Here is a 22,700-nt window from a genome sequence, read left to right as displayed (position 1 = left end):
ATCAGCCGCAGGGCGCTTGTCGGGTGCAGGACGCGATCAGGAGCTGATGCGCTTGCCCTTCTTGCCGTTCTGGCCGGCCTTGTACAGTTTCACGCGATACACGCCCATGTCCTTCACGCCCAGCTGCGTGGCAGCGGCACGGCTCAGGTCGATGATGCGGCCCTTGGCGTAGGGACCACGGTCGTTGATGCGCACGATCACGGACTTGCCGGTGGTCGGGCTTTCCACGCGCACCAGCGTGCCAAAGGGCAGCGTCTTGTGGGCAGCCGTCATGGCGTTCATGTTGTAGCGCTCGCCGTTGGCGGTCAGGCGGTTGTGGAATTGCGCACCGTACCAGGAGGCGCTGCCTTGCTGGAACGACGCCACCTGGGTGTCGGCGTGCAGCTCGGTCGGCTTGCTGAGGGAGGTGACGGTCTTCTCGTTCGGCAGCACGGCCTCGGCCTTGCGGTCACGCAGGTTCTGGGCCTTGGAGAAGCTGTCGGCGGCGGGGGCAGCCAGTTCGAACTTGTCGGACTGGGCGGCGGCCGGTGCCATCAGGGTGGTGGAAAGCGCCACGGCAGCAGCGGTTTTCAGCACCCGGGACAGCACGATACGGGCGCCGGAAAGAGTGGTGGAAATAGTCATAGGGGCAAAATTTACCCCGCGTTGAAGGACTTCGCAACTTTTTTGTGGCGTTTGACACGAAAAAATGGCATAAAAGATGCGATCTTCATGCATTTTTCAGCCTATTGACAGCTTTGTCCTGAAAACGGCTAGCGCCCGGGGACTTGCTTCCGGCCATGCGCGACCTACAATCCCAATCCATAAATACAGACGATAAATACAACAAGATCTGCGGGCAGATCCAGGAGTGAGACAAGACATGGCAAGCGGCACCACCTACACCATCAGCGATCTGGCCAAGGAATTTGACCTGACGACCCGTGCCATCCGTTTTTATGAAGACATGGGCTTGCTGAACCCCCGCCGCGAAGGGGCAGGGCAGCGCGTGCGCATCTATTCCCCGCGTGACCGCATCCATCTCAAGCTCACGCTGCGTGCCAAGCGCCTCGGTTTCAGCCTGGCCGAGGCCAAGGAAATCATCGATCTCTACGAAAGCCCGCGTGATACGGCCCCGCAGCTGCGCAAGTACCTGCAGACGCTGGCGCACCACCGTTGCCAGCTGGAGACACAGCTGGCCGAGCTGCAGGCCAACCTCGATGAGGTGAAGGCGCACGAGGACGAGGCGCGCACCGTGCTGCAGCAGATGGAGCCGGCCTCGACAAAAAAAAGCACTTGACCCCGCAGGTATTAGGGGAAACCTGTATTTGACGTTTACGTCAACGTCATACAATTTCGGCATACACCACTGACCACACAGGAGACACCCATGAGCAACATGCCCGGACTCGACTTCCAGCTCGGCGAAGACATCGACGCACTGCGCGACGCCGTATACACCTTTGCCCAGGTTGAAATCGCCCCGCGCGCTGCCGAGGCAGACCGTACGGACCAGTTTCCGATGGACCTGTGGCAGAAATTCGGCGAGCTGGGCGTGCTGGGCATGACCGTGCCCGAAGAATACGGTGGCACCAACATGGGTTACCTGGCGCACATGATCGCGCTGGAAGAAATCAGCCGCGCCAGCGCCGCCATCGGCCTGAGCTACGGCGCGCACTCCAACCTGTGCGTGAACCAGATCAAGCGCAACGGCAACGAGGCGCAGAAGCAGAAGTACCTGCCCAAGCTGTGCAGCGGCGAGCACATCGGTGCGCTGGCCATGTCCGAGCCGGGTGCCGGCTCCGACGTGGTGAGCATGAAGCTCAAGGCCGAGGACAAGGGCGGCTACTACCTGCTCAACGGCAGCAAGATGTGGATCACCAACGGCCCTGACGCCGACACCATGGTGGTCTATGCCAAGACCGAGCCCGAGCTGGGCGCACGCGGCATCACCGCCTTCGTGGTCGAGAAGGGCATGAAGGGCTTCAGCACGGCACAGAAGCTGGACAAGCTGGGCATGCGCGGCAGCCATACCGGCGAGATGGTGTTCCAGGACGTGGAAGTGCCGGCCGAGAACATTCTGGGTGAGCTCAACGGCGGCGTGAAGGTGCTGATGAGCGGCCTGGACTACGAGCGCGCCGTGCTGGCCGCTGGCCCGGTCGGTATCATGCAGGCCGTGATGGACAACGTCGTGCCCTATATCCACGATCGCAAGCAGTTTGGCCAGAGCATTGGCGAATTCCAGCTGATCCAGGGCAAGGTCGCCGACATGTACACACTGCTGCAGGCGGGCCGCTCCTTCCTGTACACCATCGGCAAAAACCTCGATGCCCTTGGTGGCGGCCATGCCCGCCAGGTGCGCAAGGACTGCGCATCCGTTATCCTGTGGACGGCGGAAATGGCAACCAAGATGGCCGGTGACGGCATTCAGATCTTCGGTGGCAACGGCTATATTAACGAGTACCCGCTGGGTCGCTTGTGGCGTGATGCCAAGCTCTACGAGATTGGCGCCGGCACCAGCGAGATCCGCCGCATGCTGATTGGTCGCGAGTTGTTCGCAGAAACCATGTAAGACCGGCATGCAGCCAGGCCCTGTCCCCCCGGACAGGGCTTTTTTCCATGGAACAACAAGGAAACACATGACAGACACAGCCAAGAAGAAAGTCGATAACCTGGAAAACCTGTTCGAGAGCAATCGGCGCTGGGCGGAGCAGCAGGTCGTCAAAAACCCCGGCTTCTTCTCGCGCCTGCTGGCCCAGCAGAATCCCGAATACATGTGGATTGGCTGTTCCGACAGCCGCGTACCGGCCAACCAGATCACCGGTCTGGATCCGGGAGAGGTGTTTGTGCACCGCAACGTGGCCAACGTGGTAGTGCCGACTGATCTGAACTGTCTGTCCACGCTGCAGTACGCGGTTGACCAGCTCAAGGTCAAGCACGTGCTGGTGGTGGGCCATTACGGTTGCGGTGGCGTGGCGGCGGCGCTGCACGAGCAGCGCGTCGGCCTGGCCGACAACTGGATTCGCCACGTGCGCGATGTCTACGATCGCCATATCCGCCGCATGGAACGCGTGGTGCCGGAGCGTCAGCTCGACGGCCTGTGCGAGCTCAACACCATCGAGCAGGTGATCAAGGTGGCACAGACCACCGTGGTAACCGATGCCTGGGCGCGCGGCCAGGACCTGACGCTGCACGGCTGGGTCTATGGCATCAGCGATGGCCTGATCCACGACATGCACATGACGGCTGGCGATGCGGCCGACATGAAGGAAGCCTATCTGGCGGCGCTGGAGCACTGGGAGCAGAAATACTGCGGATAATGGCTATACAAGCCATTTCATGACAATAGCAGGACATCCGGAGACAGCATGATCCCGCAGACCACTGACGACGCCACCCTGGCCACCGATATCGCCCAGGCGATGGTGGACGGTTTTGACCGCCACTACCGCCTGTTCCGTGCCGAATCCTCGCGCGCCAAGCAGCGTTTCGAGATCCAGGACTGGCATGGTCAGCAACGCGCCCAGCGCGAACGCATTGCCTTTTACGACATGCGCGTGCGCGAATGCGTGCTGCGGCTGGAGCGCGAATTCCGCGCCCAGCACCTGCCGATGGATGTCTGGCTACATGCCAAGCTGATCTACATCGGGCTGCTGGTCAACCACCACCAGCCCGAGCTGGCCGAGACCTTCTTCAACTCGGTCACCACCAAGATCCTGCACCGCAGCTATTTCCACAACGATTTCGTCTTCGTGCTGCCTGCCATCAGCACCGAGTACATCGAATGCCAGCCGGACGTGAAGGTCACGTCCTACCGTGCCTACTACCCGAAGAGCGCTGGCGAGCTGCGCGGCTGCCTGGAAACGCTGATCCTGGACTACGGCCTGCATGCCCCGTTCGAGGACCTGGACGCCGACATCAGCCGCATCGAGCCGCTGTTCCTGGCGCAGATCGGCGATGGCCGGTTGCGCTCCAACTTCCAGGTGCAGGTGCTGTCCAACCTGTTCTTCCGCAACAAGGGCGCCTATGTGGTGGGCAAGATCGTCAACAGCTTCCGCGAGGTGCCGTTTTCGCTGCCGATCCTGTTCAACGAGAACGGCAAGCTGTACATCGACGCCGCGTTGTTTGGCGAGAACGACCTGCAGTCGCTGTTCAGTTTTGCGCGGGCCTACTTCATGGTCGACATGGAGATCCCCTCGGCCTATGTGCACTTCCTGCGCAGCCTGATGCCGCGCCTGCCGCGCGCCGAGATCTACAACGCGCTCGGCCTGGCCAAGCAGGGCAAGACGTTGTTCTACCGCGACTTCCTGTTCCACCTGCTGCACAGCACCGACAAGTTCCGCATCGCCCCCGGCATCAAGGGCATGGTGATGCTGGTGTTCGACCTGCCGTCCTTCCCCTATGTGTTCAAGGTGATCAAGGACTACTACCCGCCGCAGAAGGACACCTCGCGCGAACTGATCAAGGAAAAGTACAAGCTGGTACGCGACCACGACCGCGTGGGCCGCATGGCCGACACCATGGAGTACAGCCTGGTGGCGTTTGCACGCGACCGTTTCGAGGACGAGCTGATCGAGGAAATCCAGAAGTTCGCCCCGAGCCAGATCGAGATTTCCGACCGCGACGGCAATGGCCAGCAGGAGGTCATCCTCAAGCACGTCTATATCGAGCGCCGCATGGTGCCGCTGAATATCTACCTGCAGGAATCCTTCGATTCCGGCCTGGACAGCCCGAAGGCGCGCCACCAGATGGAGCATGCCGTGATCGAATATGGCAATGCGATCAAGGATCTGGTGGCGGCCAACATCTTCCCGGGCGACATGCTGTGGAAGAACTTTGGCGTCACGCGTCATGGAAAGGTCGTGTTTTACGATTACGATGAAATCGAATACATGACCGACTGCAATTTCCGCAAGGTGCCAGCGCCACGCAACGAGGAAGACGAGATGTCGGGCGAGATCTGGTATCACGTCGGACCCAAGGACGTATTCCCCGAAACCTTCGGGCCCTTCCTGCTCGGCAACGATGCCGTGCGCGAAGTCTTCATGAAATACCACGGCGACCTGCTGGACCCCCAGTTCTGGCAGGCGCACAAAGAGCGCATCCAGCGTGGTGAAGTGCTGGATGTATTTCCCTATGAGCAGGATCGGCGGTTTTCCCGCCAGCAGGACCTGCCAACCCCACAGGAGTAAAAAGCATGGCTGAATCCATCGTTATCGTCGCCGCAAAGCGCACCCCCATGGGCTCTTTCCAGAGCGACTTTGCCAATCTGTCTGCCAGCGATCTGGGTGCCGTGGCGATCAAGGCTGCCGTCGAGCAGGCCGGCCTGAAGCCCGAGCAGGTCGAGCAGGTCTACTTCGGCAACGTGCTGATGGCTGGCCAGGGCCAGGCGCCGGCGCGCCAGGCCACGCTGAAGGCTGGCCTGCCCAAGTCTTCCGCTGCCGTGACCGTGCACAAGGTGTGCGGCTCTGCCATGCAGACCATCATGATGGCTGCCGACACCATCAAGGCCGGCAGCGCCGACATCCTGGTGGCCGGTGGCATGGAAAGCATGACCAACGCCCCCTACCTGCTGAAGAAGGCACGTGGCGGCTACCGCATCGGTCACGACAAGGTGTATGACCACATGATGCTGGACGGCCTGGAAGATGCCTACGAGGAAGGCCGCAGCATGGGTACCTTCGGCGAAGAGTGTGCCGAGAAGTACAACTTCACGCGCGAGCAGCAGGACGCGTTTGCCATGGCCAGCGTGCAGCGCGCGCAGGACGCCATCGCTGCTGGCGCCTTCAAGGACGAGATCGTGCCGGTGACCGTGGCTGATCGCAAGGGCGAGCGCGTGATCGACACCGACGAAGGTCCGGGCAAGATCAAGATCGACAAGATCCCGACGCTGCGTCCCGCCTTCAAGAAGGACGGCACGATTACCGCTGCCGCTTCTTCCAGCATCAACGACGGCGCTGCCGCCGTGGTGCTGATGACCGAATCCAAGGCCAAGGAGCTGGGTTGCACGCCGCTGGCACGCATCGTCAGCCACGCCGCCTTCGCGCAGGAGCCCAACTGGTTCACCACCGCTCCGGTTGGTTCTACCAAGAAGGCGCTGGACAAGGCCGGCTGGAAGGTCGAGGACGTGGACCTGTGGGAAGTGAACGAGGCTTTTGCCGTGGTGCCGATGGCGCTGATGGCCGAGCTGAACGTGCCGCATGACAAGGTCAACGTGAACGGCGGCGCCTGCGCGCTGGGCCACCCGATCGGCGCTTCCGGTGCCCGTATCGTGGTGACGCTGATCCACGCGCTGAAGGCGCGCGGCCTGAAGAAGGGCCTGGCCACGCTGTGTATCGGCGGCGGTGAAGGCACTTCCATGTGTATCGAACTGGTGTAATGCCAGACCGCAGGGTGGCTGCCATGGGGTAGCGCCCTGCCTGTGAGACAGGTGACAGGAGACAGCATGGCACAGGTGTTGCTGATAGGTGCCTCGCGTGGCATTGGCTACGAGATGGCGCGCCAGTATGTGGCGAATGGCGATCAGGTGATTGCCACCGCGCGGGATGATGCCGGACTGGCCCGGCTGGAAGCACTGGGCGTGGCCCAGGCCTTGCGTGTGGATGTGGCTGATCCGGCCAGTGTCAGCGGCTTGAGCTGGCAGCTGGATGGTGTAGCGCTGGATGTGGCGATTTATGTGGCGGGAGTGCCCGGCCGCGGTGATGCACTGAGCCCGCCAACGCAACAGGACTTTGACCAGGTCATGCACGCCAACGTGCTCGGTGCGATGCAGGTGATTCCTCAGGTGGCGCCGCTGGTAGAAGCAGGGCGGGGCGGCCAGGGTGGCGTCTTTGCTTTCGTGTCCAGCATTCTGGGCAGCATTGCCGTTGCCGACAGCAGCCACAGCTGGCTGTACCGTGTCAGCAAGACGGCGCTCAACATGGCTGTGGCATCGGCCCGTTTTGATTACCCGCGTAGCACCATGGTGCTGCTGCATCCGGGTTGGACGCAGACCGACATGGGCGGTGCCGAGGCGCCGGTGAAGGTCGAGGACAGTGCGCGTGGCATGCGCGAGGTGCTGGAGAACCATCCGGCCAATGGCGGCTTCCTGCAATACGATGGCCAGGCGCTGGACTGGTAAGTCGCACCTGCCTGTCATCCCGAGAATTTTTCAAGAACAGAACACGAGGAGAAAGCCATGCTGCTGACCCAGGACCAGGAAATGGTGCGCGATGCCGTTCGCGCCTTTGCACAAGAACAGCTGTGGCCCAATGCCGCCCAGTGGGACAAGGAGCACACCTTCCCCAAGGAAGCACACAAGGGCCTGGCCGAGCTGGGTGCCTATGGTATCTGCGTACCGGAAGAGTACGGCGGAGCCAGCCTGGATTACGTGACGCTGGCCCTGGTGCTGGAAGAGATCGCTGCCGGTGACGGCGGTACCAGCACGGCGATCAGCGTGACCAACTGCCCGTACAACGCGATCCTGATGCGTTACGGCAATGAGCAGCAGAAGCAGCAGTGGCTGGTGCCGGCTGCGCGTGGCGATATCCTGGGTGCGTTCTGCCTGACCGAGCCGCACGTGGGCTCCGACGCTTCCGCCATCCGCACCACGGCGGTGAAGGACGGCAATGAGTACGTGATCAACGGTACCAAGCAGTTCATTACCAGCGGCAAGCATGGCCAGGCCGCGGTGGTGATCGCCGTGACCGACAAGGCTGCCGGCAAGAAGGGCCTGAGCGCCTTCATGGTGGGCACCGACAACCCGGGCTGGAAAGTCGCCAGCCTGGAGCACAAGCTGGGCCAGCACAGCAGCGATACCGCACAGATCCTGTTTGACAACTGCCGCATTCCGGCCGAGAACCTGATCGGCGAGGAAGGCGAGGGCTACAAGATTGCCCTGAGCGCGCTGGAAGGCGGCCGTATCGGCATTGCCTCGCAGAGCGTGGGCATGGCGCGCAGCGCGCTGGATTTTGCCATCCAGTACGCCAAGGAGCGCGAGGCCTTCGGCGTGCCGATCATCGAGCACCAGGCGGTGTCTTTCCGCCTGGCCGATTGCGCCACGCAACTGGAAGCGGCACGCCAGCTGATCTGGCACGCCGCCAGCCTGCGCGATGCCGGCAAGCCCTGCCTGAAGGAAGCGGCCATGGCCAAGCTGTTTGCCAGCGAAACGGCCGAAAAGGTCTGCTCGGTGGCGATCCAGACCCTGGGTGGCTACGGCGTGACGGCCGACTTCCCGGTGGAGCGTATCTACCGCGACGTGCGCGTGTGCCAGATCTACGAGGGCACGAGTGATGTGCAGAAGATCATCATTTCCCGGGCGCTGTGAGTGGCTGGTGAGGTGATTTGATGGGGCGGCCTGCGGGCCGCTTTTTTGTGCTCGCCTCATGAAAGTTAATAAAAAAGAATTCATATTTGTTATCATGCGGCTTGTCTGAATTCTTGAAACCCAAGATTGCTTGGGTTATATTGAACATGCCTGCTGTACTTCCGCCCTTCCGGGCCTGGCGTATCGTGATTTATCCGAATGACCATCGCCCGCCACATGTGCATGTGCTGGGTGTGGAGGAACATGCCAGGTTCGAGTTGCTGTGTGATCTGGCCAGAGTGAAGCTGTACAGCCAGAAAGGATTTACGTTGCAGCAGTTGCGGCAACTGGCGGCCTATCTGACACGGCATATCGGACAGTTATGCCAACAATGGGAGAACATCCATGGCTGAATCCCTGATCACCGAAAGCGACTACCTGCAGGCCAGTGCGCGTGGCGAGCAGTTGCTTGCGCATGGCCCGTTGGCCTTGTCGGCGCGTCATGAAGAGGGTCGTATCTGCATCGAACTGGATAATGGCTGTGCGTTTGCATTTCCGGTGGCGCATGCCCAAGGGCTGGCAGATGCAGCACCTACGGCCTTGTCAAGGATCGAGGTGACGGGCGCTGGTCTGGGTCTCTACTGGCCGGATCTGGATGTGGATCTGTATGTACCGCATCTGATCAAAGGGGTGTTCGGCAGCAAGCGCTGGATGGCGCAGATCGGTGCTGTGGGCGGTCGCGTCAGCTCGCCGGCCAAGGCGGTAGCAGCGCGGGCTAATGGGCGTCTGGGTGGTCGACCACGCAAGGCCAGGCCTTTGGCAGACTCCTGAAATAAAGAGATGCTGGTAGCTTGAACTGTCCAAACTCCAAGGATCAGATCATTTTTTTTGCACTTGTGAGAAGATTAAATACAGTCTATATTTGGTCTCAAGGAGGGGGCCATGCGTTATTCAACCCAAGTCAAACCGGTGAGCTATCTGAAGGCCAATGCTGCAGAGGTGTTGAACACCTTGGTGGAAGAGCGCCAGCCCCTGGTCATCACGCAGAACGGCATGGCCAAGGCAGTGCTGCAGGATGTAGCCAGTTATGAGGAAACACAGGAAACGCTGGCATTGCTGAAGATTCTTGCGCTGGGTCGTCAAGACGAGGAAGCAGGGCGAATCGCGCCTGCCGGAGCCGTGCTTGCGCGCCTGCGTGACAAACTGGCCAAGCGCTGAGCCCTGCGATGGCCAATCACTATGAGGTGGTCCTGACTCCAGGCGCAGAGCAGGATCTGGAGGCGATCATCGGCTACATCGCCGAGCACGACTGTCCTGCCAACGCGGAACGGGTTCTGGATCAATTGTCAGAGGTGCTTGCCAGCCTGGAGCACATGCCAGAACGCGGCAGTATTCCCAAGGAATTGCTTGTATTGGGAATCCGAGAGTACCGCCAGCTCTTGTTCAAGCCCTGGCGTTGCATCTATCGGATCACCGAGTCGCAGCGTGTGGTGGTGTATCTGGTGGTGGATGGGCGCAGGGATATGCAGGGGTTGTTGCAGCGGCGATTGCTGGGCTGAGCCAAGTAAGAGTTCAAGAACGATTTTATCTACCCACACTTGAGTAACAAGATGAGTACCGTCATCGATTTTCCTGACAGTGGCAACTGGACTGAAGCGCAAACGCAATTAGCGTTTTACTTTTATTGCCAGACGCCGTTTGGTCAGCTGCATCAACGCAACCTCAAAGTCATAGAGATGGCGGCTTGGATAGGTCGTACGCCTAGTGCCTTGGCCATGAAATGCTGTAATTTTGCAAGTTTAGATCCAGCTATGGCAGCACGAGGCGTGTCGGGTTTGGGCAATGCAGGTAAGCTGGTGCAGAAAGTTTGGAATGACTTCCATGCCAATTGGGACGCTTTGGCCGACCTGTGTGAAGCGCATCTCACTGCGTTGCGGGAGACTAAAGGGCTTCCCTTGCGAGAAGATCCAGCAGATGCGCTTGTAGTCAGTGAAGACTTTACCGGTGACGTGCGCTTGACCATGGTGGCGCAGCGTCGGAAACAGTCCTTTTTTCGTCAAACTGTTTTGAGTGGCTACCGTTATCGTTGTTGTATCAGCGCGGTGTCCGAGCCGCGCTTGTTGGTTGCCAGCCATATCGTGCCTTGGCGTGAAGATGCATCTATTCGATTGCACCCAGGCAATGGGTTGTGCTTGTCTGCACTGCACGATAGAGCGTTTGATCAGTACCTGTTCTCCTTGACGGACGATTGCAGGGTCGTATTGTCTAAACAGATGCGTCAGACTTCCGACGTATTTCTGCAGCAGACCTTTTGGCCAATCGAAGACAAACAGATTGAGCTGCCCGAGCGTTTTGAGCCGGAGCAGGCATTTATTCGGCGACATCGAGAGCAGATGCGGGTCTCTGGGTAACGTATAGACGCAAGAATGCCCGCAATCGCGGGCATTCCTGTCACTAGGCAAATCGAATCATCACACCGGCGGCTGCTCATCCTCGCGATCCACCACCGTCACCGGCACGTGCACCGGCGTCGTGGCAAGCGGCGTGGTGGCATCGACCACGGCTTGCAGCAGACTGCCGCCGCTGCCAAATACTGCCCACAGCGGGAAGCCGGCGGCCACGCCTGCCGTACCGACAATGATGGCTCCCGGCCCCATCATCAGCGCGGCGATCAGGCCGGCACCCACTGCCACGCGGCCGCCGGTGCCTTGCTGGTCCCAGGCGCGGCGCTTGGCTTCACGCGCCAGCAGCTTGATGCTGGGCAGGGCGGCCTTGTTGTTCAGGGTGGCGCTCAGGGCCTGACTGGCCTTGTTCAACAGGGTGTCGCCAGACTGGCGCAGTTGCAGCAGGCGCGCGGCCCAGTCGTGCAGGGCAGTGCGATCCACATCGTTCATGCGGGACACCATGTCGCGCACAAAGGCGTGCTGTTCCTGCTGGGTCTGCTGCGGTGGTACCTCGGCGTGGGGGCGGGCATCGGCCTGGGCCTGCTTGCGGGCCAGTTCTTCTTCCAGCTGGCGCACGCGGTCACGCAGGGCTTGCACGTCGTCCTGTTCGGGCTGCGAGGCGGGAGTGATAGGTTGTTGGTTCTGATCCATGAGGCGATCCTCTGACTGCTGTGGTAATGATGTACAGATGCTGCTATTTTGGGCAGCTTCAAGCGGCAAGGTGTAAGCAGAAACAGGGAATTGCAACCGTAGCGCGCAGCGCCCGTGCCGCTAAGATGCAGGCATGCTTGGCTATCATCTTCCCTCACTCTTGCAAGGCCGTGACAGCGGCCTGGTCCGTGTCACCGCTTGCGTGCTGACGACCCTGCTGGGCCTGTCCGCATGGCCGGCCCAGGCACAGCAGGAGGCCACCGCCACGGTCTGGCGCATGGGCGATACCGTCCATTACGATGGCTATATGGATGCCGATGCGATACAGCATGTGCGCTTCCATGCCGGGCGTGGCGCGCATGTGCTGTCGATCAGTTCGCGTGGTGGCGATGTGGAGCTGGGCATGGCACTGGGCGATGTGCTGGCGCAACATGGCATGGATGTGGAGGTGCGCGATGTTTGTCTCTCCTCCTGTGCCAACTACGTGTTTCCGGCCGGCCAGCGCAAGCTGCTGCAGCGCCACAGCCTGCTGGGCTGGCATGGCGGCGTGCTGCAGGACATGGCTGACAGCATCCCGCCCGAGGCGTGCCAGCAGTACCAAAACTATGTGCAGCGCGTGGCGCCGCTGGAGCGTGCCTTCTTCCAGCGCATTGGCGTCGATCAGGCCAGCACCACCTGGGGCCAGCGACCGGAGTTTGCCCGCTACCGTGATTGCATCGGCTGGAGCTACAGCCTGGACATGATGCGCCGTTTCGGCATCGAGCAGGTGCGGGTACAGGGCGGCAAGCGCTGGCAGCCGCCGGCCAGCTTCCGGGGACGCTGCGTATTCCATATCGATGCGCCCCGGCTGGCAAAATAAGCCTATTCCGCAACCTGATTTCCTGAGCGATGACCCCGTGAGCAAACGCAAGAATACCGACTGGCTGCAGGCCTCGTGCCCCTGCGGCCGCCTGTCCCCGAAACAGCAGCCCCTGACGGGCGGTGAATGCTGTGGCCGCTATATCGAGAACTTCATGGACCTGCCGGCGCCTGATGCCGAAAGCCTGATGCGATCGCGCTATACCGCCTTTGTGCAGGGCCGCACCGCCTACCTGCTGGCCACCTGGCAGCGCGACAAGCGCCCGGACATGCTGGAGCCGGAGCAGGGCGTGCAATGGCTGGGGCTGGAGGTCAAGGACCACCAGCTGATCGATGCCGAACACGCTGAAGTCGAATTCGTCGCGCGCTGGCGCGTCAACGGCCGCGCCGAGCGCATGCACGAACGCAGCCGCTTTGTCCGGCTGGAAGACGGCGAAATGTCACGTTGGATCTACGTGGACGGAGAGCAGCTGTGACGCAGCGCTTCGCCGCCGTGCTGTTCGATTGCGATGGCGTGCTGGTGGACAGCGAGCCGCTGACCATGGGCGTGCTGCGGGATCTGCTCGAAGAGCGCGGCTGGAAGCTGACGCTGCAGGAATGCATGCAAATTTTCGTCGGCAAGGCCACGCGCGACGAGGCGGCGCGCATCGAGCGCGAAACCGGCCAGCCTTTCACTACCGAGTGGCTGCACGGCTTCTGGGCCGCGCGCGATGTGGCCTTGCGCGCGCAGCTGCAGCCGGTGGCGGGCGCGCCCGAGCTGGTGCGGCTGGCGCACGCCCACACACAAGGCCAGATCGCCTGCGTGTCTGGCGCCGACCGCAACAAGATCAAGCTGCAACTGGCCTTGACCGGCCTGACCGACTGGTTTCGCGCCGACTGCATCTTCAGCGGCCACGAGTTTGCGCGCAGCAAGCCGTACCCTGATATCTATCTGGCAGCCATGCAGCAGCTGCAGGTGCCGGCAGGGGAGTGTCTGGTGATCGAGGACAGCGTGACTGGGGTTAGAGCCGGTGCCGCGGCCGGGGCGCGGGTGGTAGGCTATGCCTGTCCGCACAACCCGGTGGTAACGGCTGAAGCCCTGTTGCAGGCGGGTGCTTTTGCCGTGGTCTCGGAGTTGTCGCAGATCAGCGACTGGCTGCACTGATTTCGTATTGGGGCTTACCCTGAATCCTGCGATTCGGGGGTCGCCAATCCCGGGGTGGCTGGCTAGAATCTTGAATTGACGTTTACGTAAACGTGACATCAAGATCACGCGTACAGGTAGGCTACTGAACACACCACCACCGAGGAGACCAGCCATGACCGCCGACACGCAGCACACTGCCGTGCCAACCCGCTCTGCACTGCTGACCAGCAGTATCGACCGTGGCGCGACCACGCCAGCCCTGCTGGAAACCACGATTGGCGACCACTTTGATGCGATTGCCAAACGTTACCCGGATCACGAGGCACTGGTCAGCCGCCACCAGGGCATCCGCCTGACCTACCGCGAACTGCAGCAGAAGGCCACCCAGCTGGCCAGCGCCATGCTGCGCAGCGGCCTGACCAAGGGCGATCGCGTCGGCCTGTGGTCGCACAACAATGCCGAATGGCTGATCACCCAGGTGGCTACGGCCAAGGTCGGCATCATCCTGGTCAACATCAACCCGGCCTACCGCACGGCCGAGGTCGAGTACGCACTGAACAAGGTCGCGTGCAAGGCCCTGATCACGATGCCGAGCTTCAAGACCAGCAACTACATCGGCATGCTGCAGGAGCTGGCGCCCGAGCTGCCGAACTGCCATCCGGGCATGCTGGCGCTGTCCAAGCTGCCGCACCTGCGCGGCATCATTTGGATTGACGAAGCCGGCCAGGGCGAAGAGATTCCGGGCATGCGCCGCTTCAGCGACTGGATCGAGCGCGGCGATGTGGACGATGCCGAGGTGGAAGCCATGCAGAAGACGCTGGCCAACACCGACCCGATCAACATCCAGTTCACCAGCGGTACCACCGGCTTTCCCAAGGGTGCCACGCTGACGCACCGCAACATCCTCAACAACGGTTATCTGGTGGGCGAGTGCATCGGCCTGACCGACCAGGACCGCCTGTGCTGCCCGGTGCCGCTGTACCACTGCTTTGGCATGGTGATGAGCAACCTGGCCTGCCTGACGCATGGCGCCTGCGTGATCTACCCGAACGATGCGTTTGACCCGCTGCTGGTGCTGGAAACCGTGGCCGAAGAGCGCTGTACCGCACTGCAGGGCGTGCCGACCATGTTCATCGCCGAACTGGACCACCCGCGTTTCAAGGAGTTCGATCTGTCCTCGCTGCGTACCGGCATCATGGCCGGCTCGCCGTGCCCGATCGAGGTGATGAAGCGCGTGGTCGGCGAGATGCACATGTCGCAGGTGACGATTGCCTACGGCATGACCGAAACCAGCCCGGTGAGCTGCCAGAGCGGCATGGACACGCCGCTGGAGCGTCGCGTATCCACCGTGGGCCAGGTGCAGCCGCACCTGGAGATCAAGATTGTCAGCCCGGAAACCGGCGAGGTCGTGCCTTGCGGCGAAACCGGCGAGTTCTGCACCAGGGGCTATTCGGTGATGCATGGTTACTGGAACGATCCGGCCAAGACCGAAGAGGCAATCGACGCCGACGGCTGGATGCACACCGGTGACCTGGCCACGATGGACGAGGAAGGCTACGTCAAGATCGTCGGCCGCATCAAGGACATGGTGATCCGCGGTGGCGAAAACGTCTACCCGCGCGAGATCGAGGAATTCCTCTACCGCCATCCCAAGGTGCAGGACGTGCAGGTGGTGGGCGTGCCCGACGAGCGTTTTGGCGAGGAACTGTGCGCCTGGATCATCGCCAAGCCCGGCCAGCAGCTCGACGAGGACCAGATCCGCGAGTTCTGCAAGGGCCAGATTGCGCACTACAAGGTGCCGAAGTACATGCGTTTCGTGGACGAGTTCCCGATGACGGTGACCGGCAAGATCCAGAAGTTCAAGATTCGCGAACTGATGAAGGAAGAGCTCAACCTGAATGAGCAGAAGACGGCCTAAGCCTCCAGGAGAATTTCGATGCCAGTGATTGTTTCCAAACTCAATGCCCGTTCGGCGGATTTCCAGGCCAATGCGGCTGCCATGCAGAGCGTGGTCGATGACCTGCGCGCCCGCGTCGAGCAGATTGCCCTGGGTGGTCCCGAGGCCGCCCGCGACAAGCACGTGGCGCGCGGCAAGCTGCTGCCGCGCCAGCGCGTGGAAATGCTGCTCGATCCGGGCACGCCTTTCCTGGAAATCGCGCCGATGGCCGCTTTCCGCATGTACCCGGACCGTGACGGCAGCGATTCCGCTCCCGGCGCTGGCGTGATCTGTGGCATTGGTCGCGTCTCCGGCGTGGACTGCATGATCGTCTGCAACGACGCCACCGTCAAGGGCGGCACCTACTACCCGATGACGGTGAAGAAACACCTGCGCGCCCAGGAGATCGCCCAGCAGAACCATCTGCCCTGTATCTACCTGGTGGACAGCGGCGGTGCCAACCTGCCGAACCAGGACGAGGTGTTCCCGGATCGCGACCACTTTGGCCGCATCTTCTTCAACCAGGCCAACCTGAGTGCGCTGGGCATCGCCCAGATCGCCGTGGTGATGGGTTCCTGTACCGCTGGCGGTGCCTACGTACCGGCGATGAGCGACGAGACCATCATCGTGAAGAACCAGGGCACGATTTTCCTGGGTGGCCCGCCGCTGGTGAAGGCTGCAACCGGTGAAGTGGTGACGGCCGAAGACCTGGGCGGTGGTGATGTGCACACGCGCCTGTCCGGCGTGGCCGACCACCTGGCGCAGAACGACACCCATGCGCTGGCACTGGCGCGCAGCATCGTCGACAACCTGAACCACCAGAAGCAGCCGCTGCCGCAGTACGCCGAGCCTAAGCCGCCGCGCTACGACGCCAAGGAACTGTACGGCATCATCCCGACCGACACGCGCAAGCCGTTTGACGTGCGCGAGATCATTGCCCGCATCGTGGACGATTCCGAGCTGGACGAGTTCAAGGCCCGCTTCGGCACCACGCTGGTGTGCGGCTTTGCCCGTATCGAGGGCATGAAGGTCGGCATCATTGCCAACAACGGCATCCTGTTCGGCGAGAGCGCACAGAAGGGCGCCCACTTCATCGAGCTGTGCTGCCACCGCAAGATCCCGCTGGTGTTCCTGCAGAACATCACCGGCTTCATGGTCGGCCGCAAGTACGAGAACGAGGGCATTGCGCGCCACGGCGCCAAGATGGTGACGGCCGTGGCCACCGCCAACGTGCCGAAGTTCACCGTGGTGATCGGCGGCTCCTTTGGTGCCGGCAACTACGGCATGTGCGGCCGCGCCTATAGCCCGCGCTTCCTGTGGATGTGGCCTAACGCCCGCATCTCCGTGATGGGCGGCGAGCAGGCTGCCAGCGTACTGGCCACGGTGCGCCGTGACGGTATCGAATCCAAGGGCGGCCAGTGGAGCGCCGAGGAAGAGGAGGCCTTCAAGGCTCCGATTCGCCAGCAGTACGAAGACCAGGGCCACCCCTACTACGCCAGCGCGCGCCTGTGGGACGACGGCATCATCGATCCGGCCGATACGCGCCGCATGCTGGCGCTGGGCCTGTCTGCCGCCTACAACGCCCCGATCGAAGAGCCGAAGTTCGGTATCTTCCGCATGTAAGGACGGAGAGCGATCGTGCTGCGTCGTCACCTGCTCCTCGCCCTGTGCGCGCTGCTGCTGGCATCGGCGGCACAGGCGCGCGTGGTCGAAACCCGCACCCAGGTGCCGGTGCAGGTGACGGATCGTGCCGGCCAGGTGGTGCAGCGGGCGCTGCAGGTCACCGTGTTCCGTGACGATGCCCGGCGCGGCGCCTTGCCGCTGGCCGTGATCAGCCATGGCCGTCCGGCCACGCGTGCCGGCCAGACCGGCATGGGGCGTGCCCATTACGGCGCTGCCGCGCGCTACCTGGCGCAGAAGGGCTATGTGGTGGCGGTACCCACGCGCATCGGTTACGGCGTGACTGGCGGGGCCGATGTCGAGGCGTCCGGCAACTGCGATCGCCGCGAATACGGCCCGGGCTTGCGTGCCGCCGCAACGCAGATCCTGGCTGTGGTCGATGCCGTGCAGCAGCAGCCGCAGGTCCGCCGCAACGGCACGCTGCTGCTTGGCCACTCCTATGGCGCGATCGCCTCGCTGGAAGCAGCCGCCATGCGCCCGCAGGGCGTGGCAGCGGTGATCAACTTCTCGGGGGGTGCCGGAGCCGATCCGGTGGCCCGCCCGGGCCAGCCCTGTTCCACCTTCCCGCTGGCGCAGCAGTTGCGCCAGCAGGGCTTGCGCAACCGCATGCCCACGTTGTGGCTTTACGCGCCGAATGACCGCTATCTGGGCCAGGAGGTGCCACGCCAGTGGTTTGCCGCCTACACCCGCATCGGTGGCGTGGGCGAATTCGTGCAGACGCGTGCCGTGGGCCAGGATGGCCACACCCTGTTCACCCATTTCCCGTCGGTCTGGCAGCCGCAGGTCAACCGGTTCCTGAACCGCTTGCCCGCCGCCGGTCGGCCCTGATCATCCCGGAGACTCCATGTCTGCTCTCACCCTGGCTGTTGACGGCCATATCGCCACCCTGACGCTGTCGCGCCCCGACGTGCGCAATGCCTTCAATGACGAGGTCATCGCCGAACTGACGCAGGCCTTCACCGATCTGGACCAGCGCAGCGATGTGCGCGTGGTGGTGCTGGCAGCGCAAGGCCCGGCCTTCTGCGCCGGCGCCGACCTGAACTGGATGCGCCGCATGGCCGACTACACGCGTGACGAAAACTTGCAGGACGCCGGCAAGCTGGCCGAGATGCTGCGCGTGATCTATGCCTGCTCCAAGCCGGTGATCGCGCAGGTGCAGGGCGATGTCTATGCCGGTGGCATGGGCCTGGTGGCCGCTTGCGACATGGCCATCAGCGTCGATACCGCCTTCTACTGCCTGAGCGAAGTCAGGCTCGGCCTGATCCCGGCCACCATCAGCCCCTACGTGATCCGTGCCATGGGTGCGCGCGCCTCGCACCGCTGGTTCCTGACCGCCGAGCGTTTCGATGCGGCCGAGGCGCATCGCATCGGATTTGTCCATGCCGTGGTGCCGGCTGACCAGCTCGAAGCCAAGGTCGCCGAGATCGCCAAGGCGCTGGTCAGTGCCAGCCCGGCTGCGGTCAAGGCCTGCAAGCGCCTGGTGCAGGACGTGGCCGAGCGCGAGATCGATGCCGAGCTGATCGCATCGACCGTGGCTGGCATTGCCGACATCCGTGCCAGCGATGAAGGCCGCGAAGGCGTGCAGAGCTTCCTGCAGAAGCGCAAGCCGTCCTGGCTGGACGCCTGAGCATGACAAAGTACCGTTTTCCCGGCATGTGCGCTGATGGCAATCCTGCCATGCACTCGTACCATGGGTGCTGACGCAATGCCAGGAGAATGGAATGATCGAGACCTTGACGCAATGGTTCCAGCAATGGTTACCCTTTCTGCAGCAGACCAGCGCGGTGCTGGGCGATGCCGGCCACTCGGCCGGAGCGGTCGCCGGGCGGGCGCTGGGCACCATGGACCTGACCGGCATGCTGGCGCTGGCTGGTGCGCTGGGCTGGGCCAGTGGCTTCCGGCTGTATGCGGTGGTGTTTCTCACCGGCATGCTGGGGCTGGTGGGCTGGGTGCCCTTGCCGGACAGCATGCAGCTGCTGCAAAGCCCGCTGGTGCTGATCGCGAGCGGCTTCATGCTGTTCATGGAATTCTTTGCCGACAAGATCCCGGGGTTGGACAGCATCTGGGATCTGGCCAACAGCGTGATCCGCATTCCTGCGGGTGCGGCGCTGGCGGGCAGCGTGTTTGGCGCCGATGGCGGCACCATGACGCTGGTGGCCACGATTCTGGGTGGCACGCTGGCGGCGACCAGCCAGGCAGCCAAGACTACTACGCGCGCTGCCATCAATACCTCGCCCGAACCGTTCAGCAACGTGGCGGCGAGCTTTGCCGAGGACGGGCTGGTGATCGGTATTGTCTGGCTGGCAACCGCCTATCCGCTGCTGTTTGCCGTGGTGCTGGCGATTGCCGTCGTGCTGATGCTGCTGGTCACTTTTTTACTCATCCGTTACCTGCGCCGCGCCATACGCCGCCTCAAGAGCTGGTTTGGCGCGCAGGACCCCGATATCCAGGTGCTGTAAGGCCCTTCTGAAAACCAAGGAGACAAGACCATGTTCAAGAAAATCCTGATTGCCAACCGTGGCGAAATCGCCTGCCGCGTGGCTTCTACCGCACGTCGCATGGGCGTGCAGACCGTGGCCGTGTATTCCGATGCCGATGCCCGCGCCAAGCACGTGCAGCTGTGCAACGAGGCCGTGCACGTCGGTGGCAGTGCGCCCAAGGACAGCTACCTGCAGTGGCAGCGCATCATCGACGCCGCCAAGTCGCGCGGTGCCGAGGCGATCCACCCCGGCTATGGCTTCCTGAGCGAGAACGACGAATTTGCCCAGGCCTGTGCCGATGCCGGCCTGGTCTTCATCGGCCCGCCGGCCAGCGCCATCCAGGCGATGGGCCTGAAGGCAGAATCCAAGCGCCTGATGGAAGAGGCCGGCGTCCCGCTGGTGCCGGGCTACCACGGTGCCGACCAGGATCCCGAGATGCTGCACCGCGAGGCCGATCGCATTGGCTACCCGGTGCTGATCAAGGCCAGCGCCGGCGGCGGTGGCAAGGGCATGCGCCTGGTCGAGAAGTCCGAAGACTTCGCCTCCGCGCTCGAATCCTGCAAGCGCGAAGCGATCAACAGCTTTGGTGATGACGCCGTGCTGGTCGAGAAATACGTGCTGCGTCCGCGCCACATCGAGATCCAGGTGTTTGGCGACACGCATGGCAACTACGTCTACCTGTTCGAGCGTGACTGCTCGGTGCAGCGCCGCCACCAGAAGGTGCTGGAAGAGGCGCCCGCTCCCGGCATGACACCCGAGCTGCGCCAGCAGATGGGCGAGGCCGCCGTGGCCGCGGCCCGCGCCGTCAACTACGTCGGCGCCGGTACGGTGGAATTCATCGTCGAGCAGCCGGGTGGCTATGACAGGCCGGAAGAGATGAAGTTCTACTTCATGGAAATGAACACCCGCCTGCAGGTGGAGCATCCGGTGACTGAAGCGATCACCGGCCAGGACCTGGTCGAGTGGCAGCTGCGCGTCGCCAGCGGCGAGCCGCTGCCCAGGCAGCAGCACGAGCTGGAAATGCGCGGCCACGCGATCGAGGCGCGCATCAACGCCGAGAACCCGGAGAACAACTTCCTGCCGGTCACCGGCACGCTCAAGGTCTACCGCACGCCCGACTGGAGCGTGGACTTCCAGCGCGCCGATGCCCGTGTCGACTCCGGCGTGCGTGAAGGCGATGCCATCAGCCCGTTCTACGACTCCATGATCGCCAAGCTGATCGTCTGGGGCGAGGACCGCGAGCAGGCGCTGGCGCGTCTGGATGGTGCGCTGGCCCACATGCGCATCGTCGGCCTGACCACCAACGTGCAGTTCCTGCGCCAGATCCTGGCAACCGATTCCTTCAGCCAGGCCAAGCTGGACACCGCGCTGATCCCGCGTGAAGCCGATGCGCTGTTCGGCCAGGACAAGCTGGGCATGCCGATGACCGTGGCGGCTGCCATTGGCCACCGCATCTTCAGCGAGAACAAGCTGCTGCAGGGCAAGGATCCGTTCAGCCGCCGCGACGGCTGGCGTGGTTATGGCAGCTTCAGCCGCCATTTCGAACTGATGTACAAGGGCGAGCCGCTGCAGGCCGACCTGCGCTACGAGCACGATGGCACGTACTACATCGTGATCGCCAAGCCGGACGGCACGCTGCACCCCGAGGTACTGACCGAAGGTCCGCTGATCGTGGAAGAACGTGATGACGGCCGCATGGATGTGCGCTATGGCGATGACCGCCAGACGCTGCAGGCCTGGCTGGACGGCGAGGAGCTGAACGTGTTCAGCCAGCGGGGAGCCAGCAGCATCACCGTGGTGGATGCGCTGTTCCACTCCGGCGAAAGCAGTGAAGGCGGCCGCCTGACCGCGCCCATGCCGGGCAAGGTGGTGTCGTTTGCCGTCCAGGCCGGTGACAAGGTCACCAAGGGCCAGCCGCTGGCCGTGATGGAAGCCATGAAGATGGAGCACACCATTGCCGCCCCCGCCGATGGCGAGGTGGTCGAGCTGTTGTTCGCGCCGGGCGACCAGGTGCAGGATGGCGACGAACTGCTGACGCTGAAGACCGCGTAAGCAGAAAAAAAGCCGGCAAGTCACATGACTTGCCGGCTTTTCAGAATGGTTTGGTGGGCCCTGTAGGATTCGAACCTACGACCAACGGATTAAGAGTCCGCTGCTCTACCAACTGAGCTAAGAGCCCGAAAGAGCGAAAGTATAACGGAAAATCCCCGGGTTTGTCTTGTAGCGTAGCCAGCAGATTGCTGTCAATCTGACGCATCCGGCATGCAGGACAGTCCCATTTGCCGGCAGGCAGCTGATAGCAGGAGCAGACAGACATGGCGTTCGATTACCCCTCCCAGGTACTGATTGTGGACGTGGGGCCGCGTGACGGCCTGCAGAATGAAAAAACCCAGGTTCCGACCGCGATCAAGAGCGAACTGATCCGCCGTCTGGTCGATGCCGGCGTGCGCAAGCTGGAAACCACCAGCTACGTCTCGCCCAAGTGGGTGCCGCAAATGGCCGACAACGAGGCGGTGATGAACGCCATCACGCGCCGTCCTGGCGTCTGCTATTCGGTGCTGGTGCCCAACATGAAGGGCCTGGAAGCGGCGCTGGTCGGCAAGCCCGATGAAATCGTGGTGTTTGGTGCCGCCAGCGAGGCCTTCAGCCAGCGCAATATCAACTGCTCGATCGGCGAGAGCATCGAGCGCTTTGCCCCGGTGGTCGAAGCCGCCCTGGCGGCCGGCATCAAGGTGCGCGGCGCCATGTCCTGCACCGTGGGCTGCCCCTACGAGGGCGATATTGCTCCCGAGCGCGTCGCCTACCTGGCGCGCCTGATGAAGGATATTGGCGTGCAGCACGTGGGCGTGGCCGATACCATCGGCGTCGGTACCCCGATCCGCGTGCAGCGCGCCATCGATGCCGCGCTGCAGTACTATGACATCGACGATGTCAGCGGCCACTTCCACGACACCTATGGCCAGGCGCTGGCCAACACGCTGGCCGCGCTGCAGATGGGTATCTGGCAGTTCGACACCTCCGTGGCCGGCCTGGGTGGCTGCCCGTACGCGCGCGGTGCCACCGGCAACGTGGCCACCGAAGACGTGGTCTACATGCTGCACGGCATGGGCATCGAAACCGGCATCGACCTGGATGCCCTGATCGACGCCGGCGAGATGATCAGCAACTACCTGGAGCGCCCCAACAGCTCGCGCGTGGCGCGTGCCATCCTGAACCGCCGCGCCATGCTGGCGGAGTCGGCTGCCAAGGCCTGACGCCAGCG

General features: G+C 62.7%; 24 protein-coding genes and 1 tRNA gene. 22 read left to right on the top strand and 3 right to left on the bottom strand.

Annotated features, from left to right (window positions below):
• Positions 1-36 precede the first annotated feature (36 nt).
• A complete protein-coding gene (locus V1261_RS03055) occupies positions 37-624 on the bottom strand; it encodes a septal ring lytic transglycosylase RlpA family protein (protein WP_329769966.1) in 588 nt (195 codons plus the stop codon).
• 238 nt (positions 625-862) lie between these two features.
• On the opposite strand from V1261_RS03055, the gene V1261_RS03050 reads away from it, so the two are divergent.
• From V1261_RS03050 to V1261_RS02995, 12 genes are all read left to right on the top strand, one after another.
• Positions 863-1,279, top strand: coding sequence for a MerR family transcriptional regulator (locus tag V1261_RS03050; RefSeq protein ID WP_329769965.1), 417 nt, complete (start codon positions 863-865; stop codon positions 1,277-1,279).
• Between the two features lie 90 nt (positions 1,280-1,369).
• Positions 1,370-2,551 carry an isovaleryl-CoA dehydrogenase gene (locus V1261_RS03045; protein ID WP_329769964.1) on the top strand — a complete coding sequence of 394 codons (1,182 nt, stop codon included), beginning with the start codon at positions 1,370-1,372 and terminating at the stop codon, positions 2,549-2,551.
• Between the two features lie 67 nt (positions 2,552-2,618).
• Positions 2,619-3,299 carry a carbonate dehydratase gene (gene can / locus V1261_RS03040; RefSeq protein ID WP_329769963.1) on the top strand — a complete coding sequence of 227 codons (681 nt, stop codon included), beginning with the start codon at positions 2,619-2,621 and terminating at the stop codon, positions 3,297-3,299.
• 48 nt (positions 3,300-3,347) lie between these two features.
• A complete protein-coding gene (aceK, locus tag V1261_RS03035) occupies positions 3,348-5,171 on the top strand; it encodes a bifunctional isocitrate dehydrogenase kinase/phosphatase (RefSeq protein WP_329769962.1) in 1,824 nt (607 codons plus the stop codon).
• Between the two features lie 5 nt (positions 5,172-5,176).
• A complete protein-coding gene (locus tag V1261_RS03030) occupies positions 5,177-6,358 on the top strand; it encodes an acetyl-CoA C-acyltransferase (protein WP_329769961.1) in 1,182 nt (393 codons plus the stop codon).
• Between the two features lie 66 nt (positions 6,359-6,424).
• Positions 6,425-7,099, top strand: a complete 675-nt coding sequence (locus tag V1261_RS03025; RefSeq protein ID WP_329769960.1) for an SDR family oxidoreductase — start codon at positions 6,425-6,427, stop codon at positions 7,097-7,099.
• Positions 7,100-7,156: 57 nt separating this feature from the next.
• Entirely contained in the window at positions 7,157-8,284 is a 1,128-nt protein-coding gene (locus V1261_RS03020) for an acyl-CoA dehydrogenase family protein (RefSeq protein ID WP_329769959.1), read from the top strand.
• 113 nt (positions 8,285-8,397) lie between these two features.
• Entirely contained in the window at positions 8,398-8,676 is a 279-nt protein-coding gene (locus tag V1261_RS03015) for a DUF4160 domain-containing protein (RefSeq protein ID WP_329769958.1), read from the top strand.
• On the top strand, positions 8,669-9,094 hold the full coding sequence (locus V1261_RS03010; RefSeq protein WP_329769957.1) for a DUF2442 domain-containing protein: 426 nt from the start codon (positions 8,669-8,671) through the stop codon (positions 9,092-9,094). The genes V1261_RS03015 and V1261_RS03010 overlap by 8 nt, the downstream gene beginning before the upstream one ends.
• A gap of 111 nt (positions 9,095-9,205) precedes the next feature.
• A complete protein-coding gene (locus V1261_RS03005) occupies positions 9,206-9,481 on the top strand; it encodes a type II toxin-antitoxin system Phd/YefM family antitoxin (protein ID WP_329769956.1) in 276 nt (91 codons plus the stop codon).
• Between the two features lie 8 nt (positions 9,482-9,489).
• Positions 9,490-9,822: a type II toxin-antitoxin system RelE/ParE family toxin gene (locus tag V1261_RS03000; protein ID WP_329769955.1), complete on the top strand. Its 333-nt coding sequence runs from the start codon at positions 9,490-9,492 to the stop codon at positions 9,820-9,822.
• Between the two features lie 51 nt (positions 9,823-9,873).
• Positions 9,874-10,674: an HNH endonuclease gene (locus tag V1261_RS02995; RefSeq protein ID WP_329769954.1), complete on the top strand. Its 801-nt coding sequence runs from the start codon at positions 9,874-9,876 to the stop codon at positions 10,672-10,674.
• A gap of 60 nt (positions 10,675-10,734) precedes the next feature.
• Here V1261_RS02995 and V1261_RS02990 read toward each other — a convergent pair whose 3' ends face one another.
• Positions 10,735-11,358, bottom strand: a complete 624-nt coding sequence (locus V1261_RS02990) for a hypothetical protein (RefSeq protein WP_329769953.1) — start codon at positions 11,356-11,358, stop codon at positions 10,735-10,737.
• A 133-nt stretch (positions 11,359-11,491) separates the two neighbouring features.
• On the opposite strand from V1261_RS02990, the gene V1261_RS02985 reads away from it, so the two are divergent.
• The 9 genes from V1261_RS02985 to V1261_RS02945 all read left to right on the top strand — a co-directional run bounded on the left by V1261_RS02985 (position 11,492) and on the right by V1261_RS02945 (position 21,490).
• Complete coding sequence (locus V1261_RS02985; protein ID WP_329769952.1) at positions 11,492-12,217, top strand: hypothetical protein; 726 nt, start codon at positions 11,492-11,494, stop codon at positions 12,215-12,217.
• 37 nt (positions 12,218-12,254) lie between these two features.
• On the top strand, positions 12,255-12,692 hold the full coding sequence (locus V1261_RS02980) for a YchJ family protein (protein WP_329769951.1): 438 nt from the start codon (positions 12,255-12,257) through the stop codon (positions 12,690-12,692).
• Entirely contained in the window at positions 12,689-13,360 is a 672-nt protein-coding gene (locus V1261_RS02975; protein ID WP_329769950.1) for an HAD family hydrolase, read from the top strand. Before V1261_RS02980 ends, V1261_RS02975 begins: the two co-directional genes overlap by 4 nt.
• A gap of 154 nt (positions 13,361-13,514) precedes the next feature.
• Positions 13,515-15,260, top strand: coding sequence for an AMP-binding protein (locus V1261_RS02970; RefSeq protein ID WP_329769949.1), 1,746 nt, complete (start codon positions 13,515-13,517; stop codon positions 15,258-15,260).
• An 18-nt stretch (positions 15,261-15,278) separates the two neighbouring features.
• Entirely contained in the window at positions 15,279-16,901 is a 1,623-nt protein-coding gene (locus V1261_RS02965; RefSeq protein ID WP_329769948.1) for a carboxyl transferase domain-containing protein, read from the top strand.
• 15 nt (positions 16,902-16,916) lie between these two features.
• Positions 16,917-17,786, top strand: a complete 870-nt coding sequence (locus tag V1261_RS02960; RefSeq protein ID WP_329769947.1) for an alpha/beta hydrolase — start codon at positions 16,917-16,919, stop codon at positions 17,784-17,786.
• A gap of 16 nt (positions 17,787-17,802) precedes the next feature.
• Entirely contained in the window at positions 17,803-18,585 is a 783-nt protein-coding gene (locus tag V1261_RS02955; protein ID WP_329769946.1) for an enoyl-CoA hydratase/isomerase family protein, read from the top strand.
• Between the two features lie 94 nt (positions 18,586-18,679).
• Positions 18,680-19,417: a DUF4126 domain-containing protein gene (locus tag V1261_RS02950; protein WP_436231775.1), complete on the top strand. Its 738-nt coding sequence runs from the start codon at positions 18,680-18,682 to the stop codon at positions 19,415-19,417.
• 30 nt (positions 19,418-19,447) lie between these two features.
• Positions 19,448-21,490, top strand: coding sequence for an acetyl/propionyl/methylcrotonyl-CoA carboxylase subunit alpha (locus tag V1261_RS02945; RefSeq protein WP_329769945.1), 2,043 nt, complete (start codon positions 19,448-19,450; stop codon positions 21,488-21,490).
• Positions 21,491-21,541: 51 nt separating this feature from the next.
• Here the strand turns inward: V1261_RS02945 and V1261_RS02940 are convergent.
• Positions 21,542-21,617: transfer RNA gene (locus V1261_RS02940), tRNA-Lys, on the bottom strand.
• A gap of 136 nt (positions 21,618-21,753) precedes the next feature.
• On the opposite strand from V1261_RS02940, the gene V1261_RS02935 reads away from it, so the two are divergent.
• Complete coding sequence (locus tag V1261_RS02935) at positions 21,754-22,692, top strand: hydroxymethylglutaryl-CoA lyase (protein ID WP_329769944.1); 939 nt, start codon at positions 21,754-21,756, stop codon at positions 22,690-22,692.
• Positions 22,693-22,700: the final 8 nt, after the last annotated feature.

Source organism: Brachymonas sp. J145 (assembly GCF_036312245.1).
Classification (GTDB): Bacteria; Pseudomonadota; Gammaproteobacteria; order Burkholderiales; family Burkholderiaceae_C; genus Brachymonas; species Brachymonas wangyanguii.
Note: the sequence above shows the minus strand (reverse complement) of the source record. Positions and strands in the feature narration are given on the sequence as shown.